This is a genomic window from Actinomadura sp. ATCC 39365, from assembly GCF_054392275.1.
In genome coordinates this window covers 4,595,576-4,608,501 of sequence record NZ_CP184335.1, presented here as the reverse complement: position 1 = coordinate 4,608,501, position 12,926 = coordinate 4,595,576, and the positions used below count along the sequence as shown (strand labels likewise).

The following is a 12,926-nucleotide window of genomic DNA, read 5'->3' as shown; positions in this document are numbered from 1 at the left end:
CACTTGAGAAAGAAGTGTCGTGAGCGTTCCCAACGTTGTCGTGCACCGCGACGCCGACGTCCTGGCCAAGGCCGTGGCGGCGCGCATCATCACGCGCCTGGTCGACGTGCAGTCGGCCAAGGGGTCGGCCTCGATCGTGCTGACCGGTGGCACGGTCGGCATCGCCACGCTGGCCGCCATCGCCGCCACGCCCGCCCGTGACGCCGTCGACTGGCGGCGCCTGGACGTCTGGTGGGGCGACGAAAGGTTCGTGCCCACCGGCGACAAGGAACGCAACGAGACCGGCGCCCGCCAGGCGCTGCTCGACCACGTGGACCTGGACCCCGGCCGGATCCACGTCATGCGCGGCCCCGACTCCGGCATGACGGCCGAGGAGTCGGCCGAGGCGTACGCCGCCGAGCTGCGCGCCGCGGCCCGCCCCGAGGACCACGGCCCGGTGCCGGCCTTCGACGTCATGCTCCTCGGCATGGGCCCCGACGCGCACGTGGCCTCGCTGTTCCCCGGCATGCCCGCCCTGTACGACACGCGCCCCGTCGTCTCCGTGCACGGCTCCCCCAAGCCGCCCCCCACCCGCATCTCCCTGACCCTGCCCGCCATCCAGGCGGCGCGCGAGGTGTGGGTGGTGGCGGCCGGCGAGGAGAAGTCGGGCGCGGTACGCCTGGCCCTGTCGGACTCGGGACACGTCCAGGTGCCGGCCGCCGGCGCCCGCGGCCGAGCCGGCACCATGTTCCTGCTCGACCGCGCCGCCGCCGCCAAGATCCCCCCAGAACTGGGCCGCCTGGCCTCCCCCTGACCTCAACGCGGGTCGGGGCGCACGACGCTTCCTGGCCGTCAGATGTCGGCGGTCAGGGTGTCGATCTCCTTGAGGAGGGTCTGCTTGCGGTCGGCGGTCAGGTAGGAGGCGTTCACCGCGTTGCGGGCGAGTTGGGCCAGCTCGGGGGCGCCCAGGCCGAGCACGTGGGCGGCGGCGCGGTACTCCCCGCCAGCGTGGTGGCGAACATGGGCGGGTCGTCGCTGTTGAGGGTGACGTACAGGCCCTCCTCCAGCATCCGGGGCAGCGGGTGGGCGGCGAGGTCGGGCACCTGGCCGGTGCAGACGTTCGAGGTGGGGCAGACGTCCAGGGGGAGCTGGGTCTCGCGCAGGTGGGCGACCAGGCGGGGGTCGGACAGGCAGTTGATGCCGTGGCCGATGCGCTCGGCGCCGTAGCCCTCGATGACCTCCCACATCGTCTCGGGGCCGCTCATCTCGCCGCCGTGCGGGACGCTGTGCAGGCCGGCGGCGCGGGCGGCGGAGAAGGCGTCGCGGTAGGCGTCGCGGTACTTGGGGCGGTCCTGTTCGATGCCTCCGATGCCGAAACCTACCAATGCGGCGGGAGGTTCGCGCAGAGCGTGGTCGACGGTGATCCGGGCGGCCTCCTCGCCATACTCGCCGGGGATGTCGAAGATGTAGGCCATCTCCACCCCGTGGTCGGTCAGGGAGCGCCGGGCGGCCAGGTCGAGGGCCTCGGTCACCTCACGCATGGGCATGCCGACCATGTGGTGGGCGTACGGGGTGACCTGCAGCTCGGCGTACCGGCCGCCCTGCCCGGCGAGGTCCCTGGCCAGGCCGAGGACGAGGGTGGCGACGTCCTCGGGCTCGCGGACGAGGCTGTTGACGGCCTGGTAGACGCGGGCGAAGTGGGGGAAGTCGAGGAAGGTGTAGAAGCGGCGCAGTTCCTCCTCGGAGGTCGGGACCTCACTGCCGGGATGCCGCCGGGACAGCTCCAGCACGGTGTCGACCGAGGCCGATCCGACCAGATGTACGTGCAGCTCCACCTTGGGCAGCGCGTCGATGAAGGCGTCGATGGTCATGGCGAAGACCATAAGCCTGAGATTTCCCCTTGAAACAGGGAAAGGGGCGAAATTTCACCTTAAGATGTCAGGATTCGTGCCGTGGGGGTAGGCTCCTGGTCCGTGAGGGATCCTGAGGCCTACGACCGCGGGTTCGCGCGGCTCAGCTCGCACACCGTCCCACCCCTGCTCGCCGCCGTGACCCGCGGCGCCGACGTGACCGCAGAAGACGCCGTGGCATCAGGCGCCGTCGCGCCCCCCGGTGCGGAAGGCCGGGTGGAGCGGCGTCCGGAGCGGGTGCTCGATGTCGGATGTGGCACCGGCGTGGTGACGGCGGCCGCGCTCGCGGCCGGCGCCCAGGTCACCGCCGTGGACGCCGACCCCGCCATGCTGGAGCTGGTCGCCCGCCGCCACCCCGCCGCCACGGTCCGCCGGGCCACCCTGCCCGTCCTGCCGTTCGAGGACGCCTCCTTCGACGCCGTGGCGGGCAACTTCGTCGTCAACCACGTCGCCGACGTCCCGGCGACGCTCGCGGAGTTGCACCGGGTGCTGCGTCCCGGCGGCGCCGTCGCGCTGACCTGGTGGAAGTCCGATGAGATGACGGCCACGAACGTCTTCGCCGAGGCCCTGGCGGCGGCGGGGGTGCCGTACGAACCTCCGGTCCGCCCCTTCGCCGCCGTGGAGCGGCCGGAACACTTCGCCGGGCTGCTGGCGGAGGCGGGTTTCACCGCCGTGGACGTGCGGACGCTGCGCTGGCGGCACCGGGTGGACGTCACCGCCTGGTGGAGCGGCGTGGTCGAGGCCGGCGGCCCGCGCTTCGAGACGATCGCCCGCCAGCCGCCGGAGACCTACGCCCGCGTCCGGGCCTGCTACGACCGCCTGGCCGCCCCGTACGCCACCACGGGCTTCCCCGTCTGCGCCCACCTGGCCCGCGGTCTGCGCTGACCCGGCCGGGGCCAGCACGCCGCCGAGGCCCCTGACCGGTTTGCGGCGAGGACAGCCCTCAGCTTGTGCTCCAGGGCCGCGGCACGTTCCTCAGCGGTGGGCGAGCTCCTCGAACCGTACGCCCGTGAGCTGCGCGGACACCTCCCACAGCCGCCGGGCGACCTCCTCGGACCTGGCCGTCTCCGAGGGCGTGAGCAGCTTCAGCCGGGGTCCGACGAACTCGCCGCCGGTGATGTCCGGCGAGGTGGCGGCGTACAGGGAGGGGGCGGCGCCGGCGTCGGCCGACTGCAGGAACAGGCGCAGGAGGGGCTGCAGGAGCCCCAGCTTGACGAAGCGGGTCGCGGTGGCACCTGGATGGGTGGCCACGCTGATCAGGCCCGCACCGGCGCTGCCGGCCCGCCGCTGGAGCTCCAGGGCGAAGAGCAGGTTGGCGAGCTTGGACCGTCCGTACGCGCTCATCCGGCGGTAGCCGCGTTCCAGGGCGAGGTCGTCGAAGTCGAGCCGGCCCATGGAGTGCGCGTCGCTGGAGACGGTGACCACGCGGGCGTGCGGGGCGGCCAGGAGCCGTGGCAGGAGCAGCCCGGTGAGCGCGAAGTGGCCGAGGTGGTTGGTGGCGAACTGCAGCTCCCAGCCGTCCTTGGTCACCTGACGGGGGACCAGGCCGATCCCGGCGTTGTTGACCAGCAGGTCCACTCTGTCCACCGTGTCGGCGAAGCGCCGGATCGAGGACTGGTCGGCCAGGTCGAGGGCGCCGTACGCGACGTCGGCCCCCGGCACGGCCCGCCGGATCTCCGCCACGGCGGCCTCGCCCTTGTCCGCCGAGCGGGCGGCCACGACGACGCGGGCTCCGTGCCGGGCCAGCTCGCGGGCGGTGGGCAGGCCGATGCCGCTGTTGGCGCCGGTCACGATGGCGGTTGTGCCGGTGAGGTCCGGGATGTCGGCGGGCGTCCAGGGGGCCATCGCCCCTCCTTGCAGGTGTACGAACGCGTTTCGTGCACCTTAGTGCAGTCGGCGGCGGGCGTGGCGCTCCTCGCGGCGGGTGACCTCCAGACGTTGCCGGACCTCTTCCAGCCGCTTGCGTGCCTTGGCGAGCTTGCGTTCCAGCCGGGCGACCTTCTCGGCGCGCTCGTCGTAGTCGCGGGTGACCGCCTCCAGCGCCTCGGCCCACTCCCGGTGGGCGGCCTCCGCCTCCGCGCGCTCCTTCGCCTTCGCGGCTTCTTTGGCCTCCTTGGCCTCTCGGGCCTGCCTGGCCTCGGCCTCCGCCCGTGCTCGTGCCTCGGCCGCCGCGTCCTTCCCGGCCTGCCCTCGCCCGCGCGACGCGGGCCGGGGCTCACTGGAGGGCGCGGCGGCGGGCCCGGTGGCGGGTGCGGTGGAAGGGGCGGGGGCGAAGCCGCTGTAGCTGAGCGGTTTGGCCAGGCGGCCGGCCCGCACCTGGTCGGCGGCGCCGGCGTCCACGACGGCGGCGTCCAGTGTCTGGTCCACCTCCGAGGAGGCCGCCGCCGACAGACCGCCGGCCTGTCTGGCCAGCCTCGCCACCTTGGCGGTCACCTCGCCACGCGACCGGGTCAGCTCGGCCAGCGCTTCGGCGTCCTGCGCCTGCCAGGCCGCGCGCAGCCGCTCCCCCACGCCGAGCAGTTCGTTCAGCTCGGCGGGGTGCTCCCGGGCCAGCCTGTTGACCGCCCAGGCCGAGACGGTGGGCTTGCGCAGCTTCGCGATGTCCCGCGAGAGCCGTACGTCGCCCGCCTCCTTGGCCGCGCGGACCTCGGCCGCGCGGGCGGCGGTGAACTCCGCCGGCGGGACTGCGTAGAGGCGGCCGGCCACCTCGTCAAGATCCACACAGGACAAATACCCCACACGGCGCGGTTTGTAGCGCATAGTGGAGGCAGCCCCAGTCGAACGGAGGCCCCCGGTGTTCGAACGCTTCACCGACCGTGCGCGCAGGGTCGTCGTGCTCGCCCAGGAGGAGGCGCGGCAGATGAGCCACAACTACATCGGCACGGAACACATCCTGCTGGGCCTCATCCACGAGGGCGAGGGGCTGGCCGCGCTGGTGCTCGACGGCTGCGGCGTGGAGCTGGAGCACGTACGGACCTTCGTGGAGCGCGAGGTGGGCCGCGGGGCCAACTCCCCGAGCGGGCACATCCCCTTCACCCCGCGCGCCAAGAAGGTGTTGGAGCTGTCCCTGCGCGAGGCGCTGCAGCTGCGCCACAACTACATCGGCACCGAGCACATCCTGCTCGGGCTGATCAGGGAGGGCGAGGGGCTGGCCGCCCAGGCTCTGGCGGACACCGGCGCCGACCTGGCCGACGTCCGGCAGCGCCTGCTCGACCGGGTGGGCCGCGGCACCAGAGAACGGCCGACGGAGGTGTACTTCGGCGGCGGCTCGGTGCTCGCCGAACGACTCACCCGCATCGAGGAGAGCCTGGAACGCATCGAGCGCCACCTGGGCATCGGCCCCGCCGCCCCGGACGAGCCCGGGGAGGAGGGGCCGCGCGAGGAGGGCCTGGGCTGAGGCCCGCCCGCCGACCGGCAGCCCCATGTCCGGGGTCCACACATCGCGCACGTCAGGCGGGCTTGGTGTACCGGCCGGTCCGCTTGGCCTGGGAGCGGTGGTGCCAGGGCTCTCCGCCTCCCCCACATGCGCCTGACCAGTACGCGGCCGACACCCCGCGCCAGCCGCCGGGCCGCGCTGGTCAGATCGCACCACGGAGGCCGGTCACGCCCGTCGGCCAGGCGCGCGTTCACAGCGGTCAGGAATGGGCGGCGCGGATCTCCGTCACGGTGAACTCGTCGACGATGTGCCTGTTCTGCACCAGGAACCCCACCACTCCCGCCACCGCCTCCGCGCCCAGGGCAGCCCTCACGCGTGCGCTCAAGAGGTAGACGAGGGGCGTCGCCGGCTGGGTGAGGGTGAGGTCGCGGTCGTGGCGGTGCACGTCCTGCAACGCCCTGATCGGGATCGGCCGCTCTGTGGTGAACCACACCGCGACCTCCCAGAGCGGCTGCGTCGGACCGACGTCGGCACCGGCGTGATAGCAGGCGACGCAGCCATGTCCGGCATGCCGGCCATGCGGGCAGGTCCACTGGACGACGTCGGCCGCGCTCTGGGGCTGGGCGCCCAGGACGGCTGCTTCGGTGACGCGGCGACGTACCCGCCTTGCCCGGTCCTCCCACGGAGAGACGGAGTCGCTGCTGATGATCGGATCCCTTCGCGGCTACACCCCAAGACACCCAAGCCTAGTCTGGTTACCGGTTCTGTGTCCGAGCCGCGGGAGTCGCCCGGCGAGATCCTTGCCAGAAGGCAATGGCTTGATCGCGGGGCGAGGCCGCAGTCGTGTACTGGTCGCGCACCTCGCGGGCAATGGTCATATCGCCGCTCCCCCACTGAGGGTGGATCTCCGACATGGCTGGCGACGGACGGTCGCCTCACCAACGTTTGCGAAGGTCATCCAACCAGCAAGGCAGACTCCTGAACGCTTCGAGCGGGGTGCACGCGGCAATCCGTGCCGGGCCTTCCCACGGCCGCGCCGGCCTGCGAGCCCGGCGACGGTGCCTCGTACACGCCAGGAGGCGCCCTGGTGCGCCCGCAACCGGCCGATGCGGCAGCGGTCGTCGACCATGACGAGCTCCAGGTTCTCGCGCATCATGGCTACGGTCAGTTGTCCTGGTGCGCCTTCTCGGGCAGGTCTCGCTCGGTGAACATGTCCACCAGCAGGCGGATGGGCAGTTCCGCCTCGGTGGGATAACGGAAATGCTGGTCCAGGTTGAGGTTGTAGTGGTTGCGGCGGCCCACCCGCTCGCGGACGACATAACCGCCCTGATGCAGGTCGGAGACGATGCTCTGCACGGTGCGCTCGGTGATGCCCAGGGTCGCGGCGATGTCGCGGAGCCGGGCCTCCGGATGGCGGGCGATCTCCAGCAGCACCCGGGCGTGATGGGTGAGGAAGGTCCATGAGCGCTCCTCCGCACGGCCGGCCACCGCCTCATCGGCTTGTGCTTCCACTGACGTGTCGGAGATGCGCATTCCGACAGCATTTCACGAAGTGGCTGTGCAGAAAACTCTTTCCGGTATTGTGTTTCGGGATTACAGTTGGGTGTGCCCCGGCAAGCACACGGTCCCCGACATCGGGGAGAAGCGATGCCCAACCGGAAGCCGCTGTCGTGAACCACCAAACCGAGGGGGCATCGTCATGACCCCGCTACTGATCGACTCCTGGGACGCACCCGGCGCGGTGGTGGTCACCGTGGCGGGCGAAATCGACACCACCAACGCCCTCCGCCTACAGGAGTACCTGACCCGGGCGGCGCGGGCCGGCCTGCCGCTGGTGCTCGACTTCGCCGCGATGACCTTCATGGACAGCAAGGGACTGCAGGTCCTGATCCACTCGGACGACGAACTGCGCACGCGCGGAAGCGGTCTGCATCTGGCGGCCGTCCAGGGCATCCCCGCCCGGCTCTTGGAGATCACCGGCGTAGCGGACTTCCTGACCATCCACTCCAGCGTCGACCATGCCCTGACCGCACTGGACGAGCCGAACACGGACGACTCCTTCCCCGAGCGGAACCCCGCCTGACCACTCGCCTGCGCAGGGTACCCAGATGCACGCCCTCGCCTTGACAGCCGGGCCGTAGCGAGCCGGCGCCGCCACTTCATCTCAGGCACCGAATCGACCGTCACGGCGTCCTCACCGAGCTCAGCGACCTCGCTAACCCGCTGCGGCCGCGCCGGCGCACCCGGCGTCCCCGCGGGCATCTGTCACTGGCGGAATCCCCCATGGCACCCGTTCTCCCTGTGCCCGGGATCACTGGCGCAGTGCGTATTTGTGCGCCGACCGACCAGCCCTGCGGCGTGTGTACTACCCGAGGCCCGCAATCCGGCGGGCCGCTTCATCAAGGGGATGTATGTTCACGTCAAGAACACTGAGACGTACCGCTGCGTGCGCCGCCGCTCTGTGCGTCACCGGAATCGGCGCCTCGCTCGCCTCGCCGGCGCAGGCGGCCACCGTGTACAAGGAGCTCGAATATCGCGGCAACGCCTCCAAGCTGGTCCTGACCGCGGAAGCGAACTTCAACGGCTCCTTCGTCCTGCTGAAGGCCGACACCAACAGCGCGCTCGGCCAGTGGGCGCAGACCGCGACCACCTCCTCCGGCGGCGGGCAGCCCGCCTTCGTCTACACGCTGCGGGCCAGCCTGGAGACGGGCTCTCCGCTGTGCCTCACCGCCAAGAACACCGTGGACGTGGTCGTGGCCGCATGCGACAACACCGACAGCCAGAAGTGGTTCCACCCCACCGCCGTGTCAGGCCCTGGCGGCACCCTGCCGACCAAGAACGTCGCCAACCTCCGGCACCTGGGGCAGAGCCAGTCTCCTCAGGCAACATCGCTGTCGCTGTTCGGGCCGATCGGCGTGCACTTCTGGGCCAAGCGCACCGCCTGAGCCATCGAGGTGGCCAGCGGTGGCCTGCCCCGACAGCAGGTCGAGCATCACGTTCGCGCCGAACCTGGTGGCCCCGACGCCCAGCGGTGCGTGAAGCGCACCTGGGACAGCTGCGGGAGCGTGGTGGCGGTGCTCGGCGAGCTTGACGAACGTCTCGTCGCGCTCTGGCTGATGGAACCCGAGGGAGCGGACGCCGCCACCGCCCCCGTCGACGTTCAGCGTATGTGTGGCCGGATCTGCGACTTCGCGCCGGGGCGCAGGAACGGTCCCTGGCCCTGTCGGTCGTGACGCGATGGGGTGCCGACCGCCACCCGGTGAGGAGCGGTCCGCACCTGCGAAGGCGCGGCCCTGATGGGCCGCGCCTTCGCGTTTCACACCATGGCGGCGACGGACAGGCGGGCCTCGATCACACCGGGATCATCGGTGGGGCCGACGGCGGCCCCCAGGCCGGTCATGAGCCGGTGCATGCGGATGTTGTCCGACAGCATGGTGGCGCGGATCTCGGCGAAGCCGTGGTTGCGGGCGGTGTCGATGAGGATGCGGGCGAGCGCGGCGCCCAGGCCGCGGCCCTGCCAGTTGTCCTCGACGAGGAAGGCGAGTTCGGCGGCGCCGGGGTCGGCGCAGTACATGAGGCTGGCCAGGGCGATGGCCTGGCCGTCGTGGCAGGCGACGATGGATTCGCCGCGGTCGCGGTCGCACAGCCGGTCGAACATGCGCGGGGGCAGGGACGGCATGGCGGTGAAGTAGCGGAAGCGGCGCGAGGCGGGGGTGCAGCGGTCGTGCAGGTCGCGCACGGCCTCGCGGAAGCCGGCCGTCAGGGGGCGGACGTCGACCTCGGTGTTGTCGGCCAGGCGCAGGGACCGGTCACTGCCGGCGGGCTCGGTGGGCGGCTGGGCGAGCCGGACGAAGGCGGCGGCGCGAGCGGCCTCGGTGAGGGTGAAGGGCAGCTCGTGGCGGCGCAGCTGGATGACGCGCTTGGGAGCCACGGGAATGACGAGCTGGTGGGGGTCGGGCAGTTCGCTCACGTGCTCACCGTAGGCCCAGCGGGCGGAGTCGGCGCGCAGCAGGTCGGCCAGGATCGCGGGCAGGCGCCATGGCTGGGCGTGCAGGCGGGCGGCGAGGAGGAGGGCGCGAGTGGTCTCGTCGGCGAGCTCGTGGGCGGCGGCAGGAACGACGTGGACGCGGCGTCCACCGGCGGCTGTCAGGGCGGCGGCGACGTCCTCGGCGGGGGCCGGGACCTCGGCGACGAACTCGTCGACGGTGCCGGTGATGTCGGGCTGGACGGACAGGCCGAGGATGTTGCCGCCGCGCTCGGCCAGGGCGGTGGCCAGGGAGGCGAGGCGTCCGGGTCGCTCGTCGACGGTGGCGCGGATGCGCATGTAGGCCATGGGGTCCCCTTCCGTTGTGGTTCCAGCGTGGAAGAGGTGTGTTACGGGGTTGCTACACGGTAGTGGCTCCGCCGTTTCGTTTGCCGATATGTCTCTTGGTAGTGCCTCGCCCCATGCCAGGTGCTGCCGCGGCGCGCAGGCCAGGGGCGAGGGCAGCCGTCCGGGGTCGCCCGTCCACCGTGGTCCGGATCCGCAAGGACCTCACAGGAGCATTCCTGGGAGCCGTGCCCGCCAGCCGACGGCTTTCATCACGAATTTCGTCGTGAGATGCGCCACCTAATCCCGATATAGCAGGATATGGGGCCATGAATGCGCGAGTTCCCTTGTCGTCCGGATTCGTCAACGGTGACGTGTCCTTCTGGTACCGCTCGTCCGGGGTGCCGGAGCCTGGTCCGCGGCTCGACGGCGACCTGCAGGCCGACGTGGCGATCGTCGGGGCCGGCTACACGGGGCTGTGGACCGCGTACTACCTCAAGAAGGCCCGCCCCTCGCTCCGGGTGGTGCTGCTGGAGCAGGAGTTCGCCGGGTTCGGCGCCTCGGGGCGCAACGGCGGCTGGCTGACCGGCGACCTGGCCGGCTCCCACGAACGGTACGGCTCGGACGCCCGCCGCCTGCAGCGCGAGATGTACGCCTCCATCGACGAGGTCATCGCGGTCTGCGAGAACGAGTCGATCGACTGCGACATCGTCAAGGGCGGCGTGGTGAACGTGGCCCGCACCCCCGCCCAGGCCGACCGGCTGCGCGCCTCGGTGGCCACCGCCCGCGCCTGGGGCATCGAGGAGGCGGACCTGCGCCTGGCCGACCCCTCGGAGCACGTACGCGTGGCGGGCGCCCTGGCGGCCTCCTGGAGCCCCCACTGCGCCCGTATCCAGCCCGCCAAGCTGGCCCAGGGGCTGGCCAGGGCCGTACGCGACCTCGGCGTCCCGGTCTATGAGCGCACCCCGGTCACCGGGATCTCCCCCGGCCGGGCGGTGACCCCGTACGGAACGGTCAGGGCGGCGTACGTCATCCGCGCCACCGAGGGCTTCACCGCCCGCCTGAACGGCCTGCGCCGCCAGTGGCTGCCCATGAACAGCTCCATGATCGTCACCGAGCCCCTCCCCGCCTCCTTCTGGGACGAGGTCGGCTGGCGGGGCGCCGAACTGCTCGGCGACCTCGCGCACTACTACATGTACGCCCAGCGCACCGCCGACGACCGCATCGCCTTCGGCGGCAGAGGCCGTCCCTACCTGTACGGCTCCCGCATCGACGCCCGCGGCCGCACCCACGAGTGGACGGTCGAGGCCCTGTGGCGGCTGCTGGTCGACTTCTTCCCCGCGGCCCGCTCCTCCTCGGTCGCGCACGCCTGGTCGGGCGTGCTGGGCGTGCCGCGTGACTGGTGCTCGACCGTGCACGTGGACCGCGCGACCGGCCTCGGCTGGGCCGGCGGGTACACCGGACACGGCGTGACCACGACGAACCTCGCCGGACGCACGCTCCGTGATCTCATTCTCGGTGAGGAGACGGAGCTGACGTCCCTGCCGTGGGTGGGGCGCAAGGTGCGCTCCTGGGAGCCCGAGCCGCTGCGCTGGATGGGGGTGCACGCGATGTACCGCCTGTACCGGGTGGCCGACCACCGGGAGCGTTCCATGCCCCGCACCTCGGCCCTGGCCCGCTTCGCCGACCTGATCACCGGCCACTGACCCCGCACTGAGAAAAAGGGAGAACCTCCATGAACATCCTCTTCCGCGGTGGCGGCGCCTTCATCGGCGGCGCCGTGCGGCGCGACGCCGTGCTGGTGCGGGACGGGGTGATCGCCGCCGTCGGCCCGGAGGGCGAGCTGTCCCGCCTCGCCCCCGGCCACGACACCGTCGACCTGGACGGCGGCCTGCTCACCCCGGGCTTCGTCGACGCGCACATGCACCCGGTACAAGCCGGACTCGAACGAGCAAAGTGCGACTTGTCAGAAATTTTCGGCCTGGACACCTACATAGCCAAGATCTCCGACTACGCCACGAAAAATCCAGAAAAAGAGTGGATCGACGGCGGAGGCTGGGACATGTCAGCCTTCCCCAACGGCCTGCCCCACCGCTCCCAGCTCGACTTCCTCGACCGGCCGGCCTACCTGATCCAGCGTGACCACCACGCCGCCTGGGTCAACTCCCGCGCCCTCGACCTGGCCGGCATCAGGCGGGACACCCCCGACCCCGCCGACGGCAGGATCGAGCGTGACGCCGACGGCACCCCGTCCGGCGTCCTGCACGAGGGCGCGATGGACCTCGTCGGCCTGCTGGCCCCCGGCCCACCGCCGAGGACCAGGCGCGGGCGCTGGCCGAGGCCGAGCGGCACCTGTTCTCGCTGGGCGTCACCGGCTGGCAGGACGCCATCGTGGGCTCGTACGCCGGCTCGGACGACCAGCTTCCCACCTACCTCGACGCCGCCCGCGCGGGCCGGCTGCGCGCCCGCGTGGTGGGCGCGCTGTGGTGGGACAGGACGCGCGGCGAGGACCAGATGGAGGACCTGGTCCGCAGGCGGGCGGCCGCCGAGGGGCTGGACCGGTTCGCCGCCACCTCGGTCAAGATCATGCAGGACGGCATCACGGAGAACTTCACCGCCGCGACGCTGGAGCCGTACTGCCGGTGCGGCGGCACGGGCCTGTCCTACGTCGACCCCGGCAAGCTCAAGCGGTACGTCGCCGAACTGGACCGGCTGGGCTTCCAGGTGCACTTCCACGCCATCGGCGAACGCGCCGTGCGCGAGGCCCTGGACAGCTTCGAGGGCACCGACCCGGCCAACCGCCACCACATCGCCCACCTGCAGATCATCGAGCCCTCCGACGTGCCGCGCTTCGCCGCGCTGGGCGTCACGGCCAACCTGCAGCCCCTGTGGGCCACCCACCACGCCCAGATGGACGAGCTGACGCTGCCGTTCCTGGGTGAGCCGCGCTCGTCGTGGCAGTACCCCTTCAAGGACCTCCAGGCGCACGGCACCCGGTTCTGCGCGGGCAGCGACTGGCCGGTCTCCGACGCCGACCCGATCCAGGGCATGCACGTGGCGGTGAACCGTACCGAACCGGGCGGATCGGTGCACGCGGGCTACCCGACGGCGCAGACGCCGTTCCTGCCCGGCCAGCGCCTCGACCTGGCCACGGCGTTGAGCGCGTACACCGAGGGGTCGGCCTGGATCAACCGCTCGCCGGCGGGCGTGATCGCGCCCGGCCGCCCGGCCGACCTGGTGGTGCTCGACCGCGACCCCTTCGAGCTGCCCCCGGCCGACATCTGGACGACGCGGGTGCGCATGACGTTCGTCGACGGCGTGGCGGTGCACGGCCGGTGACGCGCGAAGGGCC

The 12,926-nt window shown here is 71.9% G+C and carries 13 protein-coding genes and 2 pseudogenes; 8 read left to right on the top strand and 7 right to left on the bottom strand.

Features of this window, described 5'->3' with window-relative positions; all coding sequences use genetic code 11:
• Positions 1-19 precede the first annotated feature (19 nt).
• Complete coding sequence (gene pgl / locus ACNF49_RS22830) at positions 20-793, top strand: 6-phosphogluconolactonase (RefSeq protein WP_482944929.1); 774 nt, start codon at positions 20-22, stop codon at positions 791-793.
• Positions 794-831: 38 nt separating this feature from the next.
• Here pgl and ACNF49_RS22825 read toward each other — a convergent pair whose 3' ends face one another.
• Positions 832-957, bottom strand: a complete 126-nt coding sequence (locus ACNF49_RS22825) for a hypothetical protein (protein WP_482944928.1) — start codon at positions 955-957, stop codon at positions 832-834.
• Positions 906-1,850: an adenosine deaminase gene (gene add, locus ACNF49_RS22820; protein ID WP_482944927.1), complete on the bottom strand. Its 945-nt coding sequence runs from the start codon at positions 1,848-1,850 to the stop codon at positions 906-908. Before add ends, ACNF49_RS22825 begins: the two co-directional genes overlap by 52 nt.
• A gap of 102 nt (positions 1,851-1,952) precedes the next feature.
• Between add and ACNF49_RS22815 the strand changes: the two genes are divergently transcribed.
• A complete protein-coding gene (locus ACNF49_RS22815; RefSeq protein ID WP_482944926.1) occupies positions 1,953-2,774 on the top strand; it encodes a class I SAM-dependent methyltransferase in 822 nt (273 codons plus the stop codon).
• Between the two features lie 90 nt (positions 2,775-2,864).
• Here ACNF49_RS22815 and ACNF49_RS22810 read toward each other — a convergent pair whose 3' ends face one another.
• Together ACNF49_RS22810 and ACNF49_RS22805 are read right to left on the bottom strand one after the other, a co-directional pair.
• A complete protein-coding gene (locus tag ACNF49_RS22810) occupies positions 2,865-3,734 on the bottom strand; it encodes an oxidoreductase (protein WP_482944925.1) in 870 nt (289 codons plus the stop codon).
• A 39-nt stretch (positions 3,735-3,773) separates the two neighbouring features.
• Positions 3,774-4,610 carry a hypothetical protein gene (locus ACNF49_RS22805; RefSeq protein ID WP_482944924.1) on the bottom strand — a complete coding sequence of 279 codons (837 nt, stop codon included), beginning with the start codon at positions 4,608-4,610 and terminating at the stop codon, positions 3,774-3,776.
• Positions 4,611-4,683: 73 nt separating this feature from the next.
• On the opposite strand from ACNF49_RS22805, the pseudogene ACNF49_RS22800 reads away from it, so the two are divergent.
• Positions 4,684-5,169: pseudogene (locus ACNF49_RS22800) on the top strand (Clp protease N-terminal domain-containing protein); the annotation flags it as partial.
• A gap of 355 nt (positions 5,170-5,524) precedes the next feature.
• Here ACNF49_RS22800 and ACNF49_RS22795 read toward each other — a convergent pair.
• Both ACNF49_RS22795 and ACNF49_RS22790 read right to left on the bottom strand, forming a co-directional pair.
• The gene (locus tag ACNF49_RS22795; protein ID WP_357983384.1) at positions 5,525-5,758 is read right to left on the bottom strand and encodes a hypothetical protein; all 234 of its coding nucleotides are present in this window, start codon (positions 5,756-5,758) and stop codon (positions 5,525-5,527) included.
• 671 nt (positions 5,759-6,429) lie between these two features.
• The gene (locus ACNF49_RS22790; RefSeq protein WP_357983387.1) at positions 6,430-6,798 is read right to left on the bottom strand and encodes a helix-turn-helix transcriptional regulator; all 369 of its coding nucleotides are present in this window, start codon (positions 6,796-6,798) and stop codon (positions 6,430-6,432) included.
• Positions 6,799-6,964: 166 nt separating this feature from the next.
• On the opposite strand from ACNF49_RS22790, the gene ACNF49_RS22785 reads away from it, so the two are divergent.
• Together ACNF49_RS22785 and ACNF49_RS22780 are read left to right on the top strand one after the other, a co-directional pair.
• Complete coding sequence (locus tag ACNF49_RS22785) at positions 6,965-7,348, top strand: STAS domain-containing protein (protein ID WP_482944923.1); 384 nt, start codon at positions 6,965-6,967, stop codon at positions 7,346-7,348.
• Between the two features lie 328 nt (positions 7,349-7,676).
• Positions 7,677-8,210 (top strand): ricin-type beta-trefoil lectin domain protein, encoded by a 534-nt coding sequence (locus ACNF49_RS22780; RefSeq protein ID WP_357983393.1) that lies wholly within the window; start codon positions 7,677-7,679, stop codon positions 8,208-8,210.
• A gap of 371 nt (positions 8,211-8,581) precedes the next feature.
• On the opposite strand, the gene ACNF49_RS22775 is transcribed toward ACNF49_RS22780, so the two are convergent.
• A complete protein-coding gene (locus ACNF49_RS22775) occupies positions 8,582-9,598 on the bottom strand; it encodes a GNAT family N-acetyltransferase (RefSeq protein ID WP_357983396.1) in 1,017 nt (338 codons plus the stop codon).
• 305 nt (positions 9,599-9,903) lie between these two features.
• Between ACNF49_RS22775 and ACNF49_RS22770 the strand changes: the two genes are divergently transcribed.
• From ACNF49_RS22770 to ACNF49_RS22760, 3 genes and pseudogenes are all read left to right on the top strand, one after another.
• Positions 9,904-11,280, top strand: a complete 1,377-nt coding sequence (locus tag ACNF49_RS22770) for an NAD(P)/FAD-dependent oxidoreductase (RefSeq protein ID WP_482944922.1) — start codon at positions 9,904-9,906, stop codon at positions 11,278-11,280.
• Between the two features lie 29 nt (positions 11,281-11,309).
• Positions 11,310-11,810, top strand: a pseudogene (locus ACNF49_RS22765) (amidohydrolase family protein); the annotation flags it as partial.
• Positions 11,811-11,905: 95 nt separating this feature from the next.
• Complete coding sequence (locus tag ACNF49_RS22760; RefSeq protein ID WP_482945569.1) at positions 11,906-12,913, top strand: amidohydrolase; 1,008 nt, start codon at positions 11,906-11,908, stop codon at positions 12,911-12,913.
• The last annotated feature ends 13 nt before the right edge of the window (positions 12,914-12,926 follow it).